Origin of the sequence: Vibrio jasicida CAIM 1864 = LMG 25398 (assembly GCF_000400365.1) — a bacterium.
Lineage (GTDB): Bacteria > Pseudomonadota > Gammaproteobacteria > Enterobacterales > Vibrionaceae > Vibrio > Vibrio jasicida.
Window position 1 is genome coordinate 70,320 of the sequence record NZ_BAOG01000036.1, and the last position, 24,612, is coordinate 94,931.

The following is a 24,612-nucleotide window of genomic DNA, read 5'->3' on the forward strand; positions in this document are numbered from 1 at the left end:
AATGAAATCTTGGAACATTATCCGTCGTTATGAACACACTCCTGACCTACCTGTTTTGGCTGAAGTAGAAGTGTTAGTTATTGGCGGAGGTCCTGCTGGTGTTGCCGCAGCTGAAACGGCAGGTCGTCTAGGTAAGAACACTTGGCTGATTGAGAAATACGGTTTTTGCGGTGGTGCTGCCGTCGCGGGCTTATCTGGCACTATCTGCGGTATGTACATGGCATCAGATGATGAAAATGCACAACCAGAACAAGTGGTATTCGGTTTTACAGAACGTTTTCGTCAAGCATTAGAAAACAAAGGTGGCGTCACTGCTCCACAGCGTTACGGTAAAACGTACACAGTGACTCACGATCCTTTGATGTGGCGTGAAGTTGCTGATGATTTCCTAGAGCAAGCAAATGTCAAAACTCTATTCCATACGTCAGTCACTGGCGTGATCATGGAAGGCGATGCATTTAAAGGCGTGATCATCGAATCAAACGCAGGTCAAAGTATCATCTTAAGTCAACAGATCATCGACGCTTCTGGTGATGCTGCTGTGGTAGCTCGTGCGGGTATGGATTATTACTTTGGCGACAATGGTCGTATTCAAAACCCAACCATGTTCTTCCGTTTTGGCGGTGTCGATATGGACACTTATCTCGACTACTACGGCAACGACACGATCTGCCCTACAAAAGTCACCGAAAATATTCTTGCAGCCAACCAGAGCGGTGAATACCAGTTGCCACGTCATAAGATTTGGATTTTTCCGACCACACGCGCGAATGAGCTGATGGTTAATGCGACACGCCTTGCAGGTCAAGATGGACGCATGCTGAACGTCATTGATCCTGAAGATTTCACAGAAGCCGAAGTGTTCGGTCGTCGCCAAGTTCGTGAATACGCCCGTTTCTTGAATAATTTTGTTCCTGGTTGTGAACAGGCATTCGTTGTCGACACCGGTGTAGAAGTCGGCATTCGTCAAACGCGTTCTATTGTTGGTATCGAAACGCTAACTAATGAAGACGTTGTTAACTGTCGCAAGCGTGAAGACGGTATTTGCCGTACCCCTTGGCCTATCGAATTGCACTCCGGCGACAAACCAAAACTGCACTGGCTAATTAACGATTACTACGACATCCCATTCCACACGCTAGTGCCAGTGGTTGGTGAAAATATCATTGTTGCTGGTCGATGCTTGAGCGCCGAACACGAAGCCCTTGCTTCTGCTCGCGTCACCGCGCAATGCTTTGAGCTTGGTCATGCAGCGGGCATTGCTGCTGCACAAGCGATTGATACAAATACGGCGATTCGTGACCTAAATGTCGCGGAGATTCGCGCCACCATGATTAAAAATGGCTCACGCCTGTAAGGACAGAAAAATGACCGATCTAAAAATTGAACGTGTAGAACTTTACGCTGTAGCAGACCGCGATGCAGCACCTGTACCATGGGCAGATAACCAAGAACCTTTGTTATACACCAATAACATCATCCGTCTAATTTGTAACGATGGTACAGAGGGGTTAGGCGCAACAATCAGCTATACAGAGAATGATTTTGACCGTTGCATTATCGAATCTCAACGCACCATAGTTCCAGGTTTACTGGGTAAAAATCCATTGGCAACTCAAGAGCTCTACAACTGGTTAATGGCGCGTTGTACTTGGGGTGGTCTGCCAGCTAAAGCGCCAATTGATATCGCAGCATGGGACATCAAAGGCAAAAAAGCGGGCATGCCTCTTTACATGCTTTTAGGTGGCGCTCGAAACAAAATGTTGTCTTATGCATCGACGCCAATGTTCGACACCGTAGATGAGTACTTCCCGTACCTAGACGACTGTATTGCACACGGCTTTAAAGCAATCAAGCTTCACTGCTACTGCGTGTACGAAAAGGACGTTGCCCTTGTTGACGCAGTTCAGGCTCGTTACGGGAAAACTGGCATTCGATTCATGCTTGATACGGCAACCTTCTACACGCCAGAACAAGCAATGGCAATGGCAAAACGTCTAGAAAGCTACCACTGGGAGTGGTTAGAAGCACCGGTTTCTGATTACGACTACAACACTTATAAACGCCTAGTTAAAAATACCGACCTTGAGATTTCTAGCCATGGTAACTGCTTGTTAACACTGCAAGAAGTGACCTATGCCTTATCACAAGAGATGTGGTCTGACATTCGCCAAGACGCGACGGTTTGTGGTGGTATTACGCCTCTAAACAAATGCTTCCACATTGCAGAGGGCTTCTCTAAGAACCTAGAGATCCAATCAATGGGTTACACGCTAACGCAAGCCGCAAACCTGCACGTCGCTCTTGCGCATAACAACTGTAAATTCTTTGAACAATTCTACCCTTACGAAGACTTTGAGCTAGCGTCGAAAACCGTTATCCGCACCGACAAAGAAGGTTATGTCCGTGCTCCTGAAGGCAACGGCTTAGGTGTTGAAATGGATTGGGACAAAGTGAAAGAAATGTCTGTGGCATCGTACGTGTTCGAATAAACCGCAGCTTCAAGACAAAAACAATTAATACAGAGACAGCAAAAGACTGACATCCCTCTAACCCTACACTGTCTGCCTTTCTAATTACTCGTATGGGAACGGGAGAAAGGCAGACGCCCTGAGTGTCAGTGACAATAAACAAGGCCGTCCGAGTATTCTCATTAATAGACAATATTGGAAAGTCACAATGAAATTGAATACTTCAGAAATCGACTGGAAACTTACTTTTGGCAGTTTTGGATTTGTACTGCTTCTAGGTATTCTTGCAGTGGTATACCCAGAAGCCGTAAAAAGCACCATGAGCGGCATGCTAGATTTTACCGTCATTAACTTCGGTTCTGGTTTCCTTTGGTACACACTTTTCGCAACAGGTGCCCTATTGTTCCTCGCCTTTTCTAAATATGGCGATATTCGTATGGGCGACACCAAACCTAAGTTTACGAAATTCCAACTGTTCGCAATGGCATTGTCTGCGGGCATGGGCGCAAGCACCATGTACTGGGGCTTTATTGAAGCGGTATACTACTTCATGGACCCTCAGTTCGGTATTACAGATAAAGCCATGGCAATGGAATACGCTACGGCTTACAACATGTTCCACTGGGGCGCTGCAGGCTGGTTTATCTACCTCATTGTAGCCATCCCATTCGCCGTCGTATTCTACCTAAAGAAAAGCCGACGCATGAGCCTAAGTGGTGTTATCAACTCACTTTTTAATGATCGCCTTCCAGTTTGGGCTCAGAAGTTTATTGACCTACTGTTCATCATCACCACGCTTGCCGCAACCGCATTAACATTAGGTTTGGGCATCCCGATGATTTCCTCTAACCTAGCGAGCTTAACAGGCATTCCAGACAATTTAATGTTGGGTATTGGCGTTATCCTTGGATTGTCAGTGATCTTCTCTCTCAGCTCTTACATCGGCATTGAGAAAGGCATGGCCCGCCTATCTAGTGCAACCATTTATATCTGTGCAGCGTTTGTTGGTATCATCTTCATCATCGGGCCATCAGCTCTGATCATGAACAACTTAACCAATGGCATTGGTATCATGTTGACTGAATACATCCGCATGAGCACCAACACAGATCCATATGGCACAACGTTGTTCCCTCAATACTGGACGGTATTTTTCCTAGCGAACTGGATTTCTTACTCACCGGGTGTAGGTGTCTTCATCACTAAGATCATCCAAGGTCAGAAGCTAAAAGACGTGGTTCTAATCCTAGTGATTGGCGGCACAATGGGCTCTGCGGTTATCTTCGGTGTATGTGGCACCTTCTCAATGGATCTTGTAAACAACGGCGTCGTTGATGGTGTCAAACTGATTGGAGAAGGTCAGCCAACTGAGTTGGTGAAGCAAGTATTTGACTCAACATCTATTCCAATGTTGCTAACTGCTATCTACCTAGTCACGATGATTCTGTTTACAGTAACAACACTAGATGGCACCTCGTATTCACTAGCAGGCATCGCAACTAAACAGCTAGATGAAGAAGCAAACGTAAACCCAATGTTTCGTCTGTTCTGGTGCTTATTGCTAACAGCACTACCAATCATCTTCTTACTGATTAATGCTGACTTGAATATCCTTAAAGCGTTCCCTGTACTGATCATCGTATTGATCGTGCCAGTGTTCTTCATCGCGGCGGTTAAAACACTCCAATACCTTAAGCAAAACTACGAACAAATTATGGAGCATCAACGCAAACAAGATGAAATCCTTGCCAAGGAAGTACAACAAGAACAAACCGAGGTTACCAACCAGCAACCTGCTCCACAGGCTAGTTAGTCACCTTTAGGCAATTAAAAAAGCTCCGAGTAATCTCGGAGCTTTTTTGTTTTGACTGACCCATCCTGAAATGTGTCTTCACATTGTGTGACGAATTACAACTACTTCACCCAGATCCTTGCAGCTTTATCATTGTAGTGACTTGAAGAATGCCAGATTCGTGTCCATCGGTAACAACCATAGTAATGGTGTTTACCGCGTTTTTTACCCAACTTGATTTTGTAGCCACGAGTTAGACGTGGAGATATTGTCATCGCGGAAAACATGTAGATGTAATTATCACTCAAGTCGTATACCGCTTTCTTTGGTGCAACGCATAAACGCTTACCTGTAAAGTCATCATTTTCGTAAAAACAGGCAAGATTATCATCAGGTTCAATCAATATCATAGATGTCTTATCATTCAGATACTTAACAAACCTTTCATCCTTGTAATAAGTCCTATATTTAGTTTTTCGACCAAATTCATAGTCAGAAACTAAAGTCACACGATACCCATTACGAATAGTGAAAGATGACGTGATGTCGTTAAAGTCAGCAGGAAGTTTCAAAGGTTTGTTTATATCTTTGGTGGAGTAGCAAAGACTTCGCCCTTTATAGTGTGCATGCTCGTAAAGACACAAGGCTGTCTCACCTACCCCATCATCAACTTGATACGAAGGAGAACAATCACTTACAAGAGTCGGATTACCAATTGAAAAACCACCCACAGCACAAGCTTTAATAGAGCTTGTTTCGTTAGTAACAGCTTTGCCTATCAATGTTTGTTCATCGACAAAATAACTAATCGTATTGTCCAGTACGCGTTCATTTTGATCCAAGTGCTCTTGGTAAATGAACGAAAACACTCCCGCCCCATCAATAGACTGAGAGTAGGACTCTGGTTGTACACCCACCATAAGGTTATCACTGTCAACAAAATCGATTTCAATACCGCCTGTATTCTCAATGATCTGTCTAGTACTTACAGGACTGCTCACATACTCAGAACACTGAACCTTCAAGTTGTTATCAATACAAAATCGTACTTTATTGGTTTCAATAGTGTTACTGGTTAAGTAAACTTTGCTACTCAGTTTGACACCATTCTCAGCTTGCCAGTAGATATCTTGAGAGTTCCCTTGTTTATCAAAGTTCGTCGCCAACTCACCATCAACATAGGAAAAAAGTACATACTGCCCAGATGTACCCATGCTTTGTCGCGTTATAGAGAAGCTTTCGGAGACTATTTCTAGATTACCTAAATTGTCTAGCGCTGATGCTGACGTTCCGGATAGTGCTTTCTGGGGTATTGAACCCACTAATATATAAAACAAAATAAATGAAAACTTTTTCATAATACCTTTCCGTTTGTTCGTTACCTTATTTCATTAAGTAATAGGTTTTTAAATCTTCTGATGAGTTATAATTAAGAAGCTCAGTTTCCTATGTTAAATGAAACAGATTAAAATTGGTTAGCAAGAGTTTAAAAAGTAAAAAATCTCGCTAACCAACACTTATTAAATAGAACAAACTATTGCTAGCATTTCTTGTAAAAATAAAGCAATAGTGCTAACAATAAATATTAATCCGTATTTTTCTTACAGATATAATATCCTTTATAGAAAGAGCGAGGTGCTTTTTGAACGGAAAGATCATCACTTAGCATAGTGACTTCTCCCCACCCACCAGTGACAGCGAAACCGGATTCGATGTGATTGCTTGACCAGTACCCTGTTTCTCCAGGCCAAGTCGCATCAATCTCATCCATATCTTCATTGACAAGGGTTTGCATATCGGCCGCAGAAAGTGCACTTATCTTGCCACCTAGTGCTTTACAATATGAATTTAGAAGATGCTCATCTCCTTCAAAAGACGGGGCTGCTGTGTAAGTTTTTTTCGCAGTTTTATCTGCATTCCAAACATCCTCTTCATGTTTGAACGATGTCGAAGGGAAAAGAACATCAAACTGTTGTTTAGTAGGTGGACGGCAGTACGGATCACAATCAGATTCAGCAACAATCCTCGTAGTACACGCATTCCAAGTTGTGTTACCTACATCAAAGTAAACATCCTCACATATCTCTACCACATTTACTGGAGCCAAATTAAGGCTCTTCAATTCGTAATATGCTTGAACGTCTACCTTTTTCCCACTTAGAGCCGGAGTATTGGTGCCCTCACTTACCTGAGTTGCTATAACTTTTTTATCAACTTTATCTTGTATCAGACTCAACCATAAGCCAATACCAACTTTTGAACCTTCTTCGTCATCCCCAGTAGGTCCGATATATGAAAAATCCACGGTAATGCCGATATCGCTATCTGCATTTAGTACAACATTATCTTGAACTGTTTGACTCACAGACCACCAGTCTCGATAATCAATAAAATCATTAGCAGTTCTTAACCGATCAGGAGAGTTCACATAAACGGAAGCAGAACACGATGAGTCTAAACATAGAGAAATGCTTCTCCCAGCATCAACTTGTTTCGGTGTATACAAGATACCATTCATCAATCGTTCGTTACTTGTAGCGTCAATCCAATAGTAATTGTTCCTCTCCCCCGTTGCAGAATAAAGGTTCAATCCCATGCTTCCATTAACGCTTCCCGTAATACTTTGCCCAACGTTAACAACTCCACTTTGATGCAAAGTCGGTATTTCAATTTTTTCAACTGACGCATTACTTTTCAGTGGTAAAAAAGAAGCTAAGAATAAAACTGGGACACTATACTTATGTTTGAATTTTTCTCTAAATAACAAATGCATTTACTAAATCTCATGTAACCAATGGAAATAGGAAATATTCATCATTACTTTATAATTTAAAAGTTCCCACCTCATAATTCTTCTTATACTATTTGATAAGAGAGCTAATTATTTTTAATTTTATGTCATTCATTCACACAATAGCTTGTCATAAATTACATATAAATGGACGAAAATCTCAGTACCATTTTTACTAATTGCATTAAATACTTTCTGATCACAATCCCATGCAGCCTAATAACGTAAATGCGCTTCCCTCTTCAAGTGATCTTACATCAAGCTCAACTTGCCAATTGATCAACGAACTAAGAAGTAAAAGAAATAGAATTAATATGAGCCAAGAAGACTTAGCGTCATTTTGTGATACATCAGCGAGCCATATCAGCAAGATCGAAAACCTTAGAGTTGTTCCTAGACTAGATACGTTTTTAAGAATGTGTTTAGCCTTAAACGTAGAAGTCACCATACTAACAAGGTAAAAAACTTTTAGGATAACAAGTCATCAATGCAAATGCGTTTATTGAAATCCCTGACAAATTTGTTTAAGTTTCAGGGATAATTCCTACAAGATGCATCACTGCTATGAACGTAATAGACACTAAGCAATCCCTTATCATCGTGGAAGATGACCCTAAATTGCAGGCTATGCTGAGCGAATACTTTGCAGAGCAGGGCTTTGACGTCAGTTGTTTCGACAATGGGACCGATGCACCCGAGGCAATTCTTGAAAGCCAGCCAGATCTCGTTCTTTTAGATTTGATGCTGCCGGGGCAAGATGGATTGAGTGTTTGCCGCCAGATCCGCGAATGCTATAAAGGCAAAGTGCTGATGCTTACCGCAAGTGATGATGATTTTGACCATGTTGCTGCGCTTGAAATTGGTGCCGATGATTTCGTAACTAAGCCGATTAAACCGCGTGTTCTGCTTGCTCGTATTCGTATGTTGTTACGCCGCAAGGAAACCACAGCTTCAGACTCCGATACCTGCCTTGAAATCGGTGTGTTATGCCTAAACCGATTACGCAAAGCTTGTAATCTAAATCATGAGCCGATTGCACTCACCGATGGTGAATTCGATTTACTTTGGGTACTCGCTAGCCATCCTGAACAAACCCTTTCTCGCGAGTGGCTTACCAAAACGTTGCGTGGAATCGAATACGATGGCACTGACCGTACGATTGACAACCGAATTGTAACGTTAAGGAAAAAGCTTAGCGATAGCACAACTCCCCCACAAAAAATCATTACTGTCCGTGGTAAAGGCTATCTCTTTATGCCTGATGCTTGGAACGTGTAATGAAACGAATTTATCTGGAAAGTTTTTTAGGTCTGATCATTCTTTTCGTTGCCAGTTTGGTTGGATATGAAGTCATTGTTTATCAACTAAATACGGACTATGACTACTTACTTGAAGAACACGAGGCACAAGCTTTCCATGAATTGATCTACCCTATTTACCAAGATAAAGGGGAAGATTACACCATTCAGCAACTAGAGAAGTTTGCGACATCAAGCCACATGTTGTTGATAGCGCAAGAGATGACGAGCCTCCCTCCTGAAGTTGAGAAAGTTTTTGATGAAGATCCTTTCGTTAATACGGCCTTCGATGATGAGAGAGATTTGTGGTTTCGCTTTGAGCCTGGATCCCCAATTTTTAAACTGAGCGAAAACCCCAACAGCCCTATCATTCAAGCCATTAACTTTGATGACAACATTGTTTGGCTTTTCTTTCTAGCTGGTTTCGCGCTTTACTGTGTCTTATTGATTTGGTTCCTAAGCCGCCGTGTTCGAGCACTTGAGAAGGTCACTGTCGATTTTGCCTCTGGTGATTTTAATGCTCGAGCTGATACGTCTAGTGCCAAATCCGTGGGTACTCTGAACAAAAGCTTTAACCATATGGCAGAGAAAGTGTCTCGCCTGATCACGACCAACAAGATGCTTACCAATGCTGTCGCGCATGAACTACGTACACCGATTTTCCGGCTACAATGGCAAGCGGATCTCTTAGCTGACTCGACACTTAACAAACAACAAGAGAAATACATCAAGAGCATCGTAGAAGACATTGATGAAATGGAAAATATGGTCGAAGAACTGCTCTACTATGCAAAAATGGAGCGACCAAATGCCGAGATTCAAACTTCCTCTGTCGCCTTATCAAGCTTTGCTAAATCGTTTTTACCCAAGTGGCAACGTGACACCCAACTTTCAATCTCGATTGACGACACAAGTTCTCAGCAGACGGTCATTGATGCTGACCCGAAACTGCTTAAACGTGCCTTAGATAACCTACTTCGCAATGCAATGCGTTATGCACAAAACCAAATCGTGCTAGAGATTGTAGAGACGCCTGAGAAGTCTTGTATTCGCATACACGACGACGGCTGTGGTGTCGAAGAGAAAGACTGGCCTCATTTGTTTGACGCGTTTTATAGTGCTGACAAATCACGTAACAAGAGCACCAGTGGCTTCGGTTTGGGGCTTGCCATCGTCAAACAGATCGTTGAATTGCAGAACGGCGAAGTCTATGTCTCACACAGCCCGTACGGCGGTGCGTGTTTTACAATCTGCTTTCCCAAATAAACTCATAAACTTATCAATACTCCCTTAAACGCCATTACAAAAGGCGACACTTCAATACAATTGGCCGACAGAGCACCACAATAAAACAGTGTACATTTAATCCATAAATTCACAGCAATAATGGATCAACGCAATGTATAAACCTCTTCTTCTCGTCACCCTTTCTTCCACACTTGCTGCTTGTGCTTACAACCAAGAACCTGTTGTCGATATGACCAATGTTGACCAAGCCCAATACGAACAAGATTTTACTTACTGCCAAGGTTACGCAGAAAAAGTAGATAAAGGTGAAGCCGCTAAAACGGAAGCACAAAATGGAGCCGTTACTGGAGCATTGGTCGGTGCCGTTGCTGGCGCATTAGAAGATGGCATTGGCGGGGCTGCTGTGGGTGCGGTTGCGGGCACAGCTGTCGGAGCAGGCGCCGGTGCTGTTGGTGGTGCTAGTGATTCAACCAAAACTCAAGCATTGGTTCTTCGTAAATGCCTAGCGAACAAAGGCTACACAGTATACGACCTTGAATCATAAAGTATAAATTCTCATCAATTGCATAAATAATTGAGTTTATAGCTGTGAATTTCACAAATGTTTCACGATCACTATTCTACTCTCCAACCGTAATTAGATGCCTTTTCTTTAAGGGGCTTGATCCCTCATTGCCCTCTCTTTTTTTGGCTTAGTCGTATAAGGCTCTCATTTTGAAACCAGGTAAAACAGGCATTCGCCGAATATTGGACGCAACCGGCTATTCACTTCAAGGATTGAAAGCAGCATGGACTCATGAAGCCGCTTTCAGACAGGAACTAGTACTCACTCTCGTACTTTCTATCTGCGCATTCTTGCTTCCTGTCACCACCTTAGAACGCATCATGATGATCAGCAGCCTTCTGTTGGTCGTGATTGTTGAATTGATTAATTCCGCCATCGAAGCGGTTGTCGATCGTGTCAGCGATGACTGGCATGAACTCAGTGGAAGAGCCAAAGACATTGGCTCCGCAGCAGTTTTTGTTGCGCTTTTTCTCGCCCTTTTTGTTTGGGCGTCGATTTTACTTTAGACCAACCGAAGAATGTCACTTATGAAGACAATTGAATCCCCAGCTAAAGGTATATCCTACATTACCTTTACGCTTTTATTAGCCTTGTATTTCGCTCTAGTCGTCAATATCCCTATCTACAAAGAGTTGGTTCATATCTTTGCGGATCTCGACCAGGTTAAGATCGGTTTCATCATTACGATTCCAATCTTCTTCTTTGCTGCGCTGAACTTCTTATTTAACCTGTTCAGTTGGCCCTGGATCGGCAAGCCATTCTTCATTTTCCTGCTTATCACGTCGGGCATGGTGAGTTACGCAAGCTACAACTACGGCACCTTGTTTGACACAGACATGATCACCAACATCGTTGAGACAGATACCAGTGAAGCCAGCTCTTACCTGAGTACCTATTCGGTCATTTGGACTGTCATCATGGGTGTCATCCCCGCTTTACTTGTTTTCAAACTGAAGTTCAAACCACTCAAAGATCAATGGCTTCGCTTTGCGCTAACCAAAATAGTATCTATGCTGGCATCGCTGGTTGTTATCGCAATCATCGCAGGGCTTTATTATCAAGACTATGCGTCGGTTGGTCGCAACAATAGTTACCTAAAAAAAGTCATCATCCCGACTCAATACGTGTACGCGATCTCTAGCTATGTAAAAGAAAACTACTTAACGACGCCAGAGCCCTATCGTGAGATTGGCACGGATGCGAAACAATCCCACCTTGCACTAGAGCAAGCAAAAGAGAAGCCGACGCTGCTTGTCTTTGTATTAGGTGAAACGGCACGAACTCAGAATTATCAAATCAACGGCTATGAACGACAGACCAACCCATACACCAGTAAGTTGGACGTTATCTCGTTCCAAGACGTTTCTTCCTGTGGTACCGCAACGGCGGTCTCTGTGCCTTGTATGTTCTCTCAATTACCACGCCACGACTTTGATCGCAGTAAAGCTGACAACCAAGATAACGCATTGGACATCATGCAGCGCGCTGGCATTGATTTGATGTGGAAAGACAACGACGGCGGCGACAAGGGTGTTGCTCATAAGATCAATAAGATGGATGTCGCACGCGGCAAACAAAACACGCTTTGCAACGGTAATACCTGCTACGACATGGCGCTGCTAGACAATTTGGACGACCAAATCGCGAGCATGAAAGGTAACCGAGTTGTTGCACTTCACCTGATTGGCAGCCATGGTCCGACTTATTTCCAGCGCTACCCGAAAGACAAAGCGTTTTTCCAACCAGACTGCCCTCGTGCAGATATTGAAAACTGCAGTGTGGAGCAAATTGTTAACTCTTATGACAACACGATCCGCTACACAGACTTCGTGTTGGATCAAACCATTGCGAAACTGAAAACGTTGGAAGATAAATACAACACGGCGATGATCTACGTCTCTGATCACGGCGAGTCTCTAGGCGAAAACGGGTTGTTCTTACATGGTATGCCTTATGGTTTAGCACCGGATTTCCAAAAGCGTGTTCCTATGATGCTTTGGATGTCACCAGGCTTTAAACAAGCCAAACATGTCAACACCGATTGCTTGGAACAAGAAGCGCAGCAAACCGCAACGCACTCACACGATAATGTCTTCCACTCGTTGTTGGGCATTATGGATGTAGAAACCAATGCATACGACGGCGCCTTAGATATCTTTAAGACTTGCAGAACATCTTAGTCGAAAACAAATACCTAAAAGCCTGACACATTAACGTGAGTCAGGCTTTTTTATGGCATTTCACTCCCAAAAATCATTCTTGTTCCAGTTATAATATTGGTCTTGCTAACAAACAAAGTAGAACCAGATGAAAATTGGCATCATTGGCTTGGGCGACATTGCTCAAAAAGCTTACCTTCCTGTTATCACTCAAATTCCCAATGTTGAGTTGGTATTTTGTACCCGCAATGCAAACGTACTCAGCGCGCTCGCTCAACAGTATCGAATCGCAGAAACCTGCCAAGACTATCAACAACTGGTTGGTATGGGCGTAGATGCGGTCATGATTCACGCCGCTACTAGCGTTCACCCTCAAATAGCGTCTTTCTTTTTAGAGCAAGGCATCCCGACATTCGTTGATAAGCCTTTGGCAGACAGCGCTGCTGAAGTAGAAAAGCTATATGAACTGGCAGAACGCGTGAAACAGCCTCTGTATGTTGGTTTCAATCGCCGTCATATCCCGCTCTACAATCAACATATGCCGAGCATCCAGAAAGGCGAACTTTCAGGCTTGAAATCTCTGCGTTGGGAGAAGAACCGTCATCAATTACCGGGGGATATCCGTACCTTCATTTTTGATGATTTTATCCATCCTCTTGATAGCGTGAACATCACGGCCAGAGCAGATCTGAAAGACGCTTACATTACACATCAAATGGATGGTGACCAACTGGCTCGTTTAGATATCCAATGGCAGCATGGTGAGACACAACTTCATGCATCCATGAACCGCCATTTTGGAATCACCACTGAACGTGTCCAAGCGTGCTATTCAAACAAAGCAATGGAGTTTGATTCGTTTGTTGAAGGGAAACTGTGGCAAGACAATCAAGAGCAGAAGTTGAGCTTAAAAGATTGGACGCCAATGCTGACCAGTAAAGGCTTCCACTCTATGCTGTTGGATTGGTTTGAAGTCATCCAGTCAGGCAAAATCGCTTCTGAAATCGTAGCGCGTAATATCGCTAGCCACCAACTTGCCGAAGCGATTTGTCAGAATATTGTACAGTCAGTGCGTCGATAATTAAGCACTAAAACGAGCGCGGAACGCTTTGGGAGCCAATCCCATAGTTTTGATAAACACTTTGCGAAACGCGCTCGCGTCTTGATACCCAACTTGATAAGCGATGACTTCAAAAGCTAAGTTGCTCGACTCTAATAAATCACACGCCTTTTGCACACGAAGATGCTGCAGATACTGATTCAAATTCAAACCTGTCGCTTTTTGGAAACGTCTCTGAAGCGTGCGCTCAGTTAAACAACTGATCTCCGATAGAGCTTGGTTTGAAATCACATGTGAGAAATGATCGGCCATGTAGTGCTGAGCACTAAGAACGGCACTATCACCATGTTGAAAGTTAGGTGTGAATTGCTGATAAAAACGCTGCTCTCTGGCACCTGTATCGACCACCAGCATCTTTCCCAACAGACGCATCACTGCAGATGTACTTAGCTGAGAAACCAGCTCCAACCCCAAATCAAGCCAAGACATCATGCCACCAGCGGTAATGATACTGCCCTCGTTGATAAGGATGGACTCGGGCTTAAGCGTCACGTTAGGAAACCTGTCTCGGAATAACCCTGCCAACCCCCAGTGTGTCGTGCACGCTTTGTTATTCAACAAATCAGCGTGAGCGAGAACAAACGCGCCTGCACATGCAGACGCCACAACCGCACCAGCTTTGTGCTGCTCAAACAACCAAGACGTTAATGCCTCACTTGGCGAAAGGTAATATTGCTCCGCACCGCTTGGCGGCAGTATGACGACCGTGAACTCATCAGCTCGAATAGCCTCTTCTTTCCAATCAATGATGTCCGCATGAAAGCGGCATTTGACATCCAGCTCAATCGAAGCACGGTTTGCCATCTCAAACAGCTCCTGCAAACCATAGACTGATGCTTTTGAAGCCCCCGGATAGTTCACAATAGCAATGTTTATCTTGTTCATTCCAATTGTCGATTTTGGCCTATTTTTTGTCATTTTAGACACTGAGCAAGATAAAAGAAAGCACGCATAATAGCTCACATACCAAAGCAACACATTCACTGAAAACAAAAGGAAAACACCATGAGCCAAGCAGCACTTCTTGTTATCGATCTACAAAACGACTACTTCCCTAACGGTAAATTCCCGCTATGGAATACAGAAGCAACACTAAACAACATCAAGAGCGCAATTGCTAAAGCGAATGAGAAAAATATTCCTGTCATTCATATTCAGCACATCGCCGACCCAGCAATGGGCATAGCGCCGTTCTTTAATGAAGGTTCTGAAGGCGCTGACATTCACCCTGAGATCTTAACGCTAGCGCCAAATGCCGATGTGGTTATCAAACACTTTGCAGACGGCTTTGAACAAACAAACCTTGAAGAAGTACTGCAAAAACATGGGGTAACAGAGCTATTAGTAACTGGCATGATGACGCAAAACTGTGTCACTCATACTGCGATTTCTAAAGCGGCAGAAAAATACGAGGTATCAATTCTTATGGACTGCTGTACAACGGTCGATGAAATGATCCACAACATCGCACTGCACGCTGTATCAACTCGCGTCCCACTAGTAACCGCAGAACAAAAACTGTAAGCCTGCGAGCATCCACTATACTGTCTTAATTAGAACGACCCGATGCGCCACTCGTCGGGTCCTGTTGGTTGGCACTGACTCTCATTAACTCTATAGGGACAGCACAATGAAGTGGATGTCAGTTTTATCAATTATCACCTTATCGAGCGCACTCTCCGGCTGTGGAGGGAGCGATTCCTCAGATCCAGAGATTGCGGTAAGAGCTCTCAACTTTCAGACCGTTAACTTCGTCAACCAAAACCCGAGCGGTGTTTCAGATATCAGTGTTCAAGCCAACTATGGCAGCCTGCAAGAAGATATTTATTCCAATCTGCCACTTTATGGTGCGACAGAAACAGGCTTGCTGTTGATTCAAGAAAACGCCAGTACTTTTGATATCACGTTTGATTTGATTGAAACCAATAGCCAGCAAACCTTAGTCAGTGAGACACGTTCAATTGCTGTCTCTAATCCTCAAGTAATCTTTGCTTTTGGTGACGCTAACACAGGATTTTATGACCTCGTCTTCCAAGACAAGCCCGACACGAGCAGCACAACCAATACTCAAGTCTCTGTATTCGTTATGGATGCTAGCCAACTACAAGGCGGTATCAACAGTGATGTTTGGGTGGATGGGTCCCAACGGATCTTTAATCTGAGCAAAAGAACCTTGTCGAGCCAGATCATCGTAGGTGCGAATACCGCAAATGTTCCGATTGAAATCAGAGAAACAGGCACTACAACGGTGATAGACACGTGCAGTATTTCTACCGAAACCAGAGCCATCATGGTGATATTGGATCCATTGGGCAACTGTCGAGTGCTGTCTGTTTTAGATTCTGTTTTTTAAGCCAATTGTTGGTATTTTGGACACTCAATAAGGTATGCATAAAACGCATACCTTACTTCACTTTTTATCATTTGTGTCATCACAGACTTGTCTCTACACTTCGCGCTCTTTTTTCTACTTGAGCGCACAATGCATGCTTTTTTCTCAAACCATTTTCGCTCAGGTGCTGAGAATGTCCGTCATGTTGGGCCTGTCGTTAATCATCGTCCATAACTCACCTAAGTTATTGGAAATATTAGCAGAGCAAGCCATCAACAGCGGTTGCCATCAAACCACTGGCGACGGCGAACACCAGGATCACTCTCATCACCACCATCATCATTAATAAGAGCAAATTATGAGTATTTTCCGATTTCCAATTCTTGTTTGGCTTGGAATAGGGATTTTGATTATCTGTCTAGGGATCAGACAATCGTTCGGCATTTTTATGATGCCAATTTCAGACCACTTCCAAACGGGCCGTGAGTTCTTTAGCTTTGCTATTGCCTTGCAAAACCTGTTGTTTGGTGTGTTCCAACCATTCGTTGGTATGGCGTCAGACCGTTGGGGCGCGAAGCGTATAATCATTTTAGGTGCCATTTCTTACGCTTTGGGTCTTTACCTGACTTCTATCGCAGTTGAGCCAACCATGATGTATTTGTCGCTGGGTGTGCTAGTTGGCTTCGGCTTAAGCGCGACCAGTTATGTGATCGTGCTAGGCGCAGTGTCGAAAGTGGTCCCTGCCCAACACGCAGCAAAAGCATTTGGTTTGACAACTGCTGCGGGCTCATTCGGCATGTTTGCGATGATCCCCGGCGCACAAGCGTTATTAAGTGACTTTGGTTGGCAAGGTGCGCTTCAGGTGTTTGCCGTGTTGTGTAGCTTTATGGTGATGTTTGCGTTGTTCATGAGAACAGCAAAACCACAAGCCAACAACGCAGCAAATACTCAAGAAGATACGCAAACTCTGAAAGAAGCGTTAAAAGAAGCTTTCGCACACAAAGGTTACTGGTTGATCCACGCCGGTTTCTTCGTGTGTGGCTTCCATGTCATGTTTATCGCCACTCATTTACCAAGTTACTTGGCAGATAAAGATTTACCGGCTTCGACAGCAGCGATGGCACTGGCGTATGTTGGCATCTTCAACATCTTTGGCTCTTACTTCTGGGGTGTGATGGCCGATCGCTTTAACAAGCGTCACGTTATGTCTGCTCTGTACTTAATGCGTACGGTGGTGATTGGTGCTTTTGTGACTTTACCTGTCACCGAACACACTGCAGCCATCTTTGGTGGTGCTATCGGCTTCTGTTGGTTAGGCACGGTGCCACTGACTTCCGGCTTAGTACGCCAGATTTTTGGTGCTCGTTACCTTTCAACCTTGTACGGCTTAGTATTCTTCACTCACCAAGTAGGCAGCTTCTTGGGGGCTTGGGTTGGTGGTCGCATTTACGATTACTACGGCTCTTACGATCCAATCTGGTGGTCAACGGTTGTGTTGGCATTTATCGCGGCTCTTATTCACCTGCCGATCAATGACAAACCGGTACCACGTTTGAACTTGGCAACCGCGTAATCTAAGAAGGCTCTTAACGTTATAGCTAGGAGCCTTTTCTCTTTTCTCCCCGCAACATGCTTTCTGTTTTCCCTCAATCGAATAGGCATTCTCATCAATGATTGCTTATTTAAGATAAAGTGCGTCCATTCATCCTCTGTTAAGATTCGTGTGACATACTTAACACAACGCTATAAATCAAAAAGGGTTTTAAATGAGAACACTCGGCAACATCATCTGGTTTGTATTCGGTGGCGTATTCATGGGTTTGCTATGGTGGTTCTTCGGACTGCTGGCTTTCATCAGCATCATCGGCATTCCATGGGGACGCGCTTGTTTTGTGATGGGTAACTTCTCGTTCTTCCCATTCGGCAAAGAAGCGGTTTCACGAGATGAACTGACCAATGAAATGGACATCGGTACTAGCCCGCTTGGCGTGATTGGTAACGTGATTTGGTTTGTATTTGCAGGTATTTGGTTGGCAATCGGCCATATACTTTCTGCCGTAGCATGCTTTGTAACTATCATTGGTATTCCGTTCGCACTTCAACACCTGAAACTTGCGGTTATCTCTCTGGCTCCGATTGGTAAAACAGTCGTAACAACAGAAGAAGCAGCAATGGCTCGCTACAACATCAACCGTTAATTTTGTCGCCCTCTGAGCATCCTGCTTAGAGGGTTATTCCTGTCAAAAGTAAGCCCATAATCGCCACTGCATACTCAAGAATAATGGATTGAAAGTTCATACTCCCACCTTAGTTAAAAGTTAAAATTAATACCTAGTTCTACGCTGTTCTCTTCACTTATCTTGGTCGAGCCCGGCGAAACTCGATGCTCACCAAATGTGTACTTCACATAAGGCTCTACCCATTTTGGCTTTAAAGTAATACGTACTTCGTGATTGGTTCGATGACCGCCTTCTGTGAGTTTTTTATCGTAGTTATACGAATAACCAAGCCGGATAAAATCAATCGGTGTATAGCTTGCACCAACGGTGTTTTTCCACTCTCTCTCTGTCTTTTCCAATAATGGGAATGACTTACCGATTGAGCTGGTTCTCCACTCATGAGAGCTGTTGGCGAAAACCATCCAATCATCCCCTAATGCGGTTCCGGTAAATACTCCCGCATCATACACATCGAACAGATCTGCACGGCCATAGCTCACAAATGCTTCTGTATAGAACTGTCCGAGCATCACGCCATATCCCGTCCCAAATTCTAAATACCCCGTAGAATCCACTTCAGCAGAAATGTTCCATTCTTCCGTTGCTTGTAAGTACCCTGAAGCAGTCACAATCCATTCATCATCTGTATTGGACACGTCTAAACCAAACCCTGGCATTTTGTAGTCAGCAGAAAAACACGGCATGGCAAAGAGCGCGCAAAGCAGCGTCAGAGATTTATTCATTGGAATACCTATCAGAAAGATTCGAAAAGAAAAAAGGAGCCACTTAAATCAAGCGGCTCCTTGCTACTTACCCTTATGCGATTTGGTTTACGAGCGCTCAACGCGGTCGCGAATCGCTCTTTTTATTTCCTGACGTTGCTCTTGTGATAGGGATTGAACCTTTTGTTTCAGCTCTGCACGCTGTTCTTTGGTTAATTGGTTTGTAGGCAAATTAGTGACATCTTCGATTGGGTGACTAATTTCTGGTTCGATTGGGTTAATTGGCGACGGCAGTTCAATCGGATGCATTGGAACCCCTTCAATTGGGTGGCTAATATCTGGACGGTTCGTGACTCCGGCAAATAAACGACCATCCTCGTTGCGGAATACCACCTCTGTGCCATCTTCTAAACGCACGATGTAGTTATCCCCTTCTTTTGATGTATGACCTACAATGTCACCGTCTTCATTTCTAATCTCGCTATCATTAACGGTGTAAAAAGCACCTGAATCACCAACAACAATGTTTACAGTGTCTGTTTCATCTTTACTGATGAATACATGATTCCCATTGTCACCAACGATTACTGCCGCACCTTCAAGTTCAATGATGTCACCATATGTCGGAACAACACCGCCTCCAAAGTCAGGATCTACATCTTCTTCAATAGGATGTTCAATCTTAGGTTTTACTTCTTCCACCACCAATCGACCATCTTCTACACTCAAGTGCACAAAACCCTTGTCATTCACAAACACCAACTCGTTATTGCGAACTTCGATATTACCAACCACATTACCTGAAGCATCTTTCACGACATCACCGTCGGTGAAGTACAGTTCACCACCGACATTAAATACGGTGTTACCTTCTACGCCACGGATTGCGACTGTGTTGTACTCACCATTGTCGCCTTGAATTGCCATTCCATCGAAATGTTCACCTTCGAAGGTTTGTACCGATGCCACACCTGCTGGCTCACTAGGGGAGTCCGAAGAACTTGATGATGAACAACCGGCTAGAAAAGATGCTGCGATAACTGCACTCAGTAATTTAACTTTCATGATTTACTCTCTTAATTTGTCGAAATTCAGGGCTGCCTCTTGCAGGTTCTGTGGACTCCCTGCCCGATGAAGAGAAGTATATTGAACAGTGTTTTTTGGTACTAATTGCTTAAAAGAAACCCGCACTTAACGGCGGGTTATTAATAAACAGAGGTATAAGGCGTGATAACTGAGGGTTATTATTGTTACGACTCTCGCTCTAGGTGTCCGGTAATAATCTCCGTTACAATATTGCGCAACCAGTGCACCATCTCATTATGTCGATTCTTGTGGTGGTAGTAAGCCAGCAGAGACGGTTCGATCACCATACCATCGAGCTCAATATCAAGCCTACGGAGCTTATACAACTTATCGACATTCACGGTTTTAGACGCCGGAAACACCATATCTGAATTTGCGACCACATCAATAATTGCTGACGGGAGTTCCGAGCGAAACGCAATGTTTGGCTCTACCCCTTTGATCTTCATTATTTTTTCTGAAAATGAGATATTAGAGTTCCAGTCAGCGGCAATCACGGTCGCAAACTCAAGATGCTGGCAATCTGACACTCGTAGGCGATCACCTTGCAAGGGGTGGTCTTTTCGAACATAAGCACAAAACGCATCTTTTACGATTTCTTTCGTCAAGAGCTCTTTGGGAGCGTGGTTGATTTCGTAGTTCACACCAAGCAGAACTTCATCCTTAATAATTTCATCCATGGTAGAGCGCGACCAGTTCAGTAAATGAATTTGCACATTGGGTGCCGCCTGTCTGATTGCTTGAAAAATTTCGCTTGCATAGGAACTAAGGATAAAAGGGGCTAACGCAATCTTGACCGTCCCATTCATCTCTAATGGGTTAAAGTCTTTTGAGCCATTTAACGTCATCGATATCTCATCAAGTAACGGCGCTAAGCTTTCCGCTAAATCATTCGCGTACTCGGTAGCTCGCAAGCCATGATGGGTTTTCACGAACAGCTCATCTTCGAAATGGTCTCTTAAGCGCTGCAGTGCTTTACTTACAGCCGGCTGCGAGACAAATAAACGCTCAGCGGCTCTACGCATATTGCGTTCTTGATGGAGGATAATAAACGTCCTCAACAAATTGAGGTCGAGATTAGAGAAAAGATCTTTGGCCATATTCCACATCGATAATAACTTGAGGTTATTATTCAGCATAAGAACAGATTTGTGCACTTTCCAATCTCAACCTATGAATTATTTGCACTCTCTACGCCTCTATGACGAAAAAATAACAAAGATTGAGATCTAGTTGGCGTTTATAAATTTTTAATCAAGCAGTTTGAGAGAACAATCAGGTCATTGTCGACCTTATACGACCTCCACCTCTTCTTAATATATTCACCAGAACAATTACACTCAATAAGCAGAAGAACGACAATGCTTGTTTCTTTTGCCTTGCATTACCACTCTAAATGATACGCTAGATAGAAGTTCCTTTGCAGGCACAACCGTACACTTGCTTTGCCCTCGTTTTTATACGTTTATTCTCAATAAGTAGAGTAAAAAACCTAGTACATTAAAGAAGGTATCAACTACCGATATTTTTAGTGGAGAACATCTACTTAAGCAGGCTAATTTGCTCATCTATCGTGGGTAAAACTTGGTTTTTTATTTAACCAAGTAAAAGACGATACCTATGGTTATTTTTCATATCTCATTGAAAGTGATTTTAACTTTCCAATGTTCAATCACTAAAGTAGATAGGATAAGGTTTATGGGTTACAGTTTCTTACAACAATCAAAGTCTTTCATTCTTATACCAAAAATGGTTTAGACGCATAGCAAGGATTCCTATGATAAATAAAAAAGTATTGATTCTCTTTGCGCATCCTTCCCAGCATCGCTCAGAGGTGAATGCTCCCCTTTTTAAAGCAGCTAATACAATTGAAGGTGTCACTTGTGTCGATCTCTACGCCGAGTACCCACACTTCAATATCAATATTGACCGAGAACAACAGCGTTTACGCGACCACGATGTGGTGATTTTTCAGTTTCCGCTGTACTGGTACTCCACACCAGCCATTCTAAAAGAGTGGCAAGATCTGGTTTTAGAATACGGATTTGCTTATGGCTCAGAAGGTACAGAGCTGCATGGCAAAACCATGCTTTGTGTCTTATCCGCAGGTGGTAAAGAAGAGGCCTATAAAGCTGAAGGCTACAACCACTTCACCATCCGTGAGCTATTAGCTCCTATCGAGCAAATGTCGGCATTGACCGGGATGAACTACATCGCTCCACTTGCGTTGTTTGGCTCCCGTACCGCCCAAGAAGAAGACCGAATTCCACAGCATGTCGAACGCTACAAAACGCTACTCAATGCGCTCGTCAATGACACACTTGATCTTGAAGCAGCGGCATCGCTCATCAAACTCAACAGTGCATTACCACAACTGATTAAGGAAGCATCATGACAGGGATATTCTTACAAGCCTTTGTTTACCTTATTGCCGCTGTCGTCGCTGTTCCTTTAGCAAAACGTCTAGGCTTAGGCTCGGTATTAGGTTACTTGATTGCGGGTGTGGTCATTGGTCCTATTATCGGCCTCGTAGGTGAAGAAACCACAACAATTCAACACTTTGCTGAATTTGGTGTGGTTATGATGTTGTTCCTCGTTGGTTTGGAACTTGAGCCTAAGATGCTGTGGGCAATGCGTAACCGCTTAATGGGCTTAGGTGGCTTACAAGTTGGTGGTACTGCCGCACTGATCATGGCGATTGCCCTGTACTTTGGCCAATCTTGGACCATAGCATTAGCGATCGGTTTGATCTTCGCGCTTTCTTCTACGGCGATTGTTCTGCAAACCTTTAGCGAGAAAGGACTGACCAAAACAGAAGGTGGTCAGAACGCGTTCTCGGTGTTGCTTTTCCAAGATATCGCCGTAATTCCAATGTTGGCGTTTATTCCGCTGTTGGCATTGCCAGAGTTGGTAGAACAAGCACAATCGGCAGCGCAAGCAGCTGCAGAACATCATGAAGAACTTAGCCTAGTTGCTGGACTTCCTGGCTGGGCTTACGGTCTAGTGATTACGGCTTCTATTGCTATCGTCGTTGTTGGCGGGCATTTCCTCAGTCGTCCACTGTTCCGCTACGTAGCAAGCTCTGGCCTACGTGAAATCTTTACTGCAACTGCGTTGATGCTGGTGATAGGCATTGCAGCTTTGATGAGCCTAGTGGGTCTGTCTCCGGCTCTGGGTACGTTCTTAGCAGGTGTAGTACTGGCGAACAGTGAGTTCCGCCATGAGTTGGAATCAAACATTGAACCGTTTAAAGGCTTGCTACTTGGCTTGTTCTTTATCACGGTAGGTGCTGGCATCGACTTCTCAGTGCTGTTCAGCGACTTTGGTTTGATCATCGGTCTAACGCTAGGCGTGATGATTCTGAAAGCAGCGATTCTATTCGCACTTGCGTTCATCTTCCGTATCAAAGGCAGTAACCGTTGGTTGTTTACTTTGAGCTTGGCGCAAGCGGGTGAATTCGGCTTTGTGCTATTGAGCTTCTCGGTACAAAACCATGTAATCCCATTCGAGCTTTCACAAACGCTGGCATTGGTTGTTGCGATCTCTATGTTCCTAACGCCGGGTCTGTTCATTCTATTTGATAAGGTGATTCTTCCTCGCTTTGAAAGTGAATCGAATGAGCGCGAAAGTGACACCATTGAAGAACAAGGCACTGTCATCATTGCAGGTATTGGTCGCTTTGGTCAGATCGTAAACCGCTTGTTGGTATCTAATGGCGTGGAAACGGTTGTACTCGACCACCAAGCAAGCCAGATTGATAACATGCGCCAAATCGGAACACGCGCTTACTTTGGTGATGCGACTCGACCAGACATGCTACACACGGCAGGTATTGAGCATGCCTCTGCACTTGTCGTCGCGATAGATAATCAAGAATCGAGCGTTGAGTTGGTCAAGTACGTAAAACACACCTATCCAAACGTGACAGTGATTGCGCGTGCATTTGACCGTGGGCATGGCTACCTACTACGCCAAGCAGGCGCAGATATCATCGAATCAGAAACTTACCATTCTGCATTGGAGATTGGTGGTCACGCAATGAAAGCCATTGGTATTCATCCGTTCTTCACTGAGCAACAAAAATCGACTTATCGCCGCGTTGAAGATCGCAAATCCAACATGCTTTATGAAGCGTGGGTCGATGACTCAGAGGGTGAACGTTACGACAACAACTTCCGTCAACTATTTATTCATCTTGAAGAAAAAATGGCAGAAGAGATGCAAAAAGATCGTCACGACAAGCTCTCCCGTTCTGAACGTGGTTGGACACCGCCACCAAAAGGCTATGCCGACGACTTCAGCGAAGAAAACGTCCAAGAGCTGCATCCACCAAAAGAAGACGCTCAATAAACGCGAAAACCTCCCACTGGGAGGTTTTTTATTGCCGGTGAAAAAGCAGAGCTACATGAGATCACTCATCAATGTCTCATACTCTTCATTCGCTTCATCCACTAAATGCGACAGTTCTAATGCGTCGGTCTTGGCTAGGTTGAACTGCCATGGAACGGTGTCTTCTTTACCGCAAATACGCGTTTGAGCGCCACTACTTTCAAAAGAAAGATCATCAAACTCGGTGGTGTGGCGTTCTTGAAGCTCGACAATTTCAACTTCCAATTTACCGACGGGATTGACTTCAACATGGGCGTGTAAATCTGGGCTATTCGATAAGCAATACTCTCGATGAACTGCAATCATGGCTGCCTCCTTGGTCTGCCAACTGACAACTCATCAAATAGTGTAGACGAGGCATTTTGAACGTGGGGTGAAATAATAATGAAGATTGATCCTGAATAAAAATTCATCAATTTT

General features: G+C 43.9%; 24 protein-coding genes. 17 read left to right on the top strand and 7 right to left on the bottom strand.

Annotated elements, in window-relative coordinates; all coding sequences use genetic code 11:
- Window position 1 precedes the first annotated feature (1 nt).
- The 3 genes from VJL_RS10320 to VJL_RS10330 all read left to right on the top strand — a co-directional run bounded on the left by VJL_RS10320 (window position 2) and on the right by VJL_RS10330 (window position 4,284).
- Window positions 2-1,357, top strand: a complete 1,356-nt coding sequence (locus VJL_RS10320; RefSeq protein ID WP_038877689.1) for an FAD-dependent oxidoreductase — start codon at window positions 2-4, stop codon at window positions 1,355-1,357.
- 10 nt (window positions 1,358-1,367) lie between these two features.
- On the top strand, window positions 1,368-2,492 hold the full coding sequence (locus VJL_RS10325) for a mandelate racemase/muconate lactonizing enzyme family protein (protein ID WP_038877690.1): 1,125 nt from the start codon (window positions 1,368-1,370) through the stop codon (window positions 2,490-2,492).
- 187 nt (window positions 2,493-2,679) lie between these two features.
- On the top strand, window positions 2,680-4,284 hold the full coding sequence (locus VJL_RS10330) for a BCCT family transporter (RefSeq protein ID WP_038877692.1): 1,605 nt from the start codon (window positions 2,680-2,682) through the stop codon (window positions 4,282-4,284).
- Window positions 4,285-4,385: 101 nt separating this feature from the next.
- On the opposite strand, the gene VJL_RS10335 is transcribed toward VJL_RS10330, so the two are convergent.
- Together VJL_RS10335 and VJL_RS10340 are read right to left on the bottom strand one after the other, a co-directional pair.
- Window positions 4,386-5,621, bottom strand: coding sequence for a hypothetical protein (locus VJL_RS10335; protein WP_152436641.1), 1,236 nt, complete (start codon window positions 5,619-5,621; stop codon window positions 4,386-4,388).
- A 227-nt stretch (window positions 5,622-5,848) separates the two neighbouring features.
- Window positions 5,849-7,036 carry a hypothetical protein gene (locus VJL_RS10340; RefSeq protein WP_038877696.1) on the bottom strand — a complete coding sequence of 396 codons (1,188 nt, stop codon included), beginning with the start codon at window positions 7,034-7,036 and terminating at the stop codon, window positions 5,849-5,851.
- Window positions 7,037-7,263: 227 nt separating this feature from the next.
- Between VJL_RS10340 and VJL_RS30475 the strand changes: the two genes are divergently transcribed.
- From VJL_RS30475 to VJL_RS10370, 7 genes are all read left to right on the top strand, one after another.
- The gene (locus tag VJL_RS30475; RefSeq protein ID WP_080774282.1) at window positions 7,264-7,515 is read left to right on the top strand and encodes a helix-turn-helix domain-containing protein; all 252 of its coding nucleotides are present in this window, start codon (window positions 7,264-7,266) and stop codon (window positions 7,513-7,515) included.
- A gap of 103 nt (window positions 7,516-7,618) precedes the next feature.
- The gene (locus tag VJL_RS10345) at window positions 7,619-8,332 is read left to right on the top strand and encodes a response regulator (RefSeq protein ID WP_038877697.1); all 714 of its coding nucleotides are present in this window, start codon (window positions 7,619-7,621) and stop codon (window positions 8,330-8,332) included.
- Entirely contained in the window at window positions 8,332-9,618 is a 1,287-nt protein-coding gene (locus VJL_RS10350) for an ATP-binding protein (RefSeq protein ID WP_038877698.1), read from the top strand. The genes VJL_RS10345 and VJL_RS10350 overlap by 1 nt, the downstream gene beginning before the upstream one ends.
- Window positions 9,619-9,751: 133 nt before the next feature.
- Window positions 9,752-10,144, top strand: coding sequence for a glycine zipper family protein (locus VJL_RS10355; protein ID WP_038877700.1), 393 nt, complete (start codon window positions 9,752-9,754; stop codon window positions 10,142-10,144).
- 170 nt (window positions 10,145-10,314) lie between these two features.
- A complete protein-coding gene (locus VJL_RS10360) occupies window positions 10,315-10,671 on the top strand; it encodes a diacylglycerol kinase (RefSeq protein ID WP_038867306.1) in 357 nt (118 codons plus the stop codon).
- A gap of 21 nt (window positions 10,672-10,692) precedes the next feature.
- Window positions 10,693-12,345: a phosphoethanolamine transferase gene (locus tag VJL_RS10365; RefSeq protein ID WP_038877701.1), complete on the top strand. Its 1,653-nt coding sequence runs from the start codon at window positions 10,693-10,695 to the stop codon at window positions 12,343-12,345.
- Between the two features lie 127 nt (window positions 12,346-12,472).
- On the top strand, window positions 12,473-13,405 hold the full coding sequence (locus VJL_RS10370) for a Gfo/Idh/MocA family protein (RefSeq protein ID WP_038877703.1): 933 nt from the start codon (window positions 12,473-12,475) through the stop codon (window positions 13,403-13,405).
- On the opposite strand, the gene VJL_RS10375 is transcribed toward VJL_RS10370, so the two are convergent.
- Window positions 13,406-14,329: a GlxA family transcriptional regulator gene (locus tag VJL_RS10375; protein ID WP_038877705.1), complete on the bottom strand. Its 924-nt coding sequence runs from the start codon at window positions 14,327-14,329 to the stop codon at window positions 13,406-13,408.
- Between the two features lie 120 nt (window positions 14,330-14,449).
- On the opposite strand from VJL_RS10375, the gene VJL_RS10380 reads away from it, so the two are divergent.
- From VJL_RS10380 to VJL_RS10395, 5 genes are all read left to right on the top strand, one after another.
- Window positions 14,450-14,968 carry a cysteine hydrolase family protein gene (locus VJL_RS10380; RefSeq protein ID WP_038877708.1) on the top strand — a complete coding sequence of 173 codons (519 nt, stop codon included), beginning with the start codon at window positions 14,450-14,452 and terminating at the stop codon, window positions 14,966-14,968.
- A 106-nt stretch (window positions 14,969-15,074) separates the two neighbouring features.
- Entirely contained in the window at window positions 15,075-15,797 is a 723-nt protein-coding gene (locus VJL_RS10385; protein ID WP_038877710.1) for a hypothetical protein, read from the top strand.
- A gap of 172 nt (window positions 15,798-15,969) precedes the next feature.
- Window positions 15,970-16,122: a hypothetical protein gene (locus tag VJL_RS28970; RefSeq protein ID WP_005535284.1), complete on the top strand. Its 153-nt coding sequence runs from the start codon at window positions 15,970-15,972 to the stop codon at window positions 16,120-16,122.
- 12 nt (window positions 16,123-16,134) lie between these two features.
- Complete coding sequence (locus VJL_RS10390; RefSeq protein ID WP_038877713.1) at window positions 16,135-17,349, top strand: MFS transporter; 1,215 nt, start codon at window positions 16,135-16,137, stop codon at window positions 17,347-17,349.
- A gap of 193 nt (window positions 17,350-17,542) precedes the next feature.
- A complete protein-coding gene (locus tag VJL_RS10395) occupies window positions 17,543-17,974 on the top strand; it encodes a YccF domain-containing protein (protein ID WP_009704819.1) in 432 nt (143 codons plus the stop codon).
- A gap of 113 nt (window positions 17,975-18,087) precedes the next feature.
- On the opposite strand, the gene VJL_RS10400 is transcribed toward VJL_RS10395, so the two are convergent.
- The 3 genes from VJL_RS10400 to VJL_RS10410 all read right to left on the bottom strand — a co-directional run bounded on the left by VJL_RS10400 (window position 18,088) and on the right by VJL_RS10410 (window position 20,903).
- On the bottom strand, window positions 18,088-18,738 hold the full coding sequence (locus tag VJL_RS10400) for a hypothetical protein (RefSeq protein ID WP_038877715.1): 651 nt from the start codon (window positions 18,736-18,738) through the stop codon (window positions 18,088-18,090).
- An 87-nt stretch (window positions 18,739-18,825) separates the two neighbouring features.
- Complete coding sequence (locus VJL_RS10405) at window positions 18,826-19,782, bottom strand: hypothetical protein (protein ID WP_038877717.1); 957 nt, start codon at window positions 19,780-19,782, stop codon at window positions 18,826-18,828.
- A gap of 185 nt (window positions 19,783-19,967) precedes the next feature.
- Window positions 19,968-20,903: a LysR family transcriptional regulator gene (locus VJL_RS10410; RefSeq protein WP_038877812.1), complete on the bottom strand. Its 936-nt coding sequence runs from the start codon at window positions 20,901-20,903 to the stop codon at window positions 19,968-19,970.
- Between the two features lie 677 nt (window positions 20,904-21,580).
- Here VJL_RS10410 and VJL_RS10415 point away from each other — a divergent pair.
- Both VJL_RS10415 and VJL_RS10420 read left to right on the top strand, forming a co-directional pair.
- On the top strand, window positions 21,581-22,198 hold the full coding sequence (locus VJL_RS10415; protein WP_009704823.1) for an NAD(P)H-dependent oxidoreductase: 618 nt from the start codon (window positions 21,581-21,583) through the stop codon (window positions 22,196-22,198).
- Window positions 22,195-24,153 (top strand): monovalent cation:proton antiporter-2 (CPA2) family protein, encoded by a 1,959-nt coding sequence (locus VJL_RS10420; protein ID WP_038877719.1) that lies wholly within the window; start codon window positions 22,195-22,197, stop codon window positions 24,151-24,153. The genes VJL_RS10415 and VJL_RS10420 overlap by 4 nt, the downstream gene beginning before the upstream one ends.
- 51 nt (window positions 24,154-24,204) lie before the next feature.
- On the opposite strand, the gene VJL_RS10425 is transcribed toward VJL_RS10420, so the two are convergent.
- Window positions 24,205-24,498 (bottom strand): hypothetical protein, encoded by a 294-nt coding sequence (locus VJL_RS10425; RefSeq protein ID WP_038877721.1) that lies wholly within the window; start codon window positions 24,496-24,498, stop codon window positions 24,205-24,207.
- Between the last annotated feature and the right edge of the window lie 114 nt (window positions 24,499-24,612).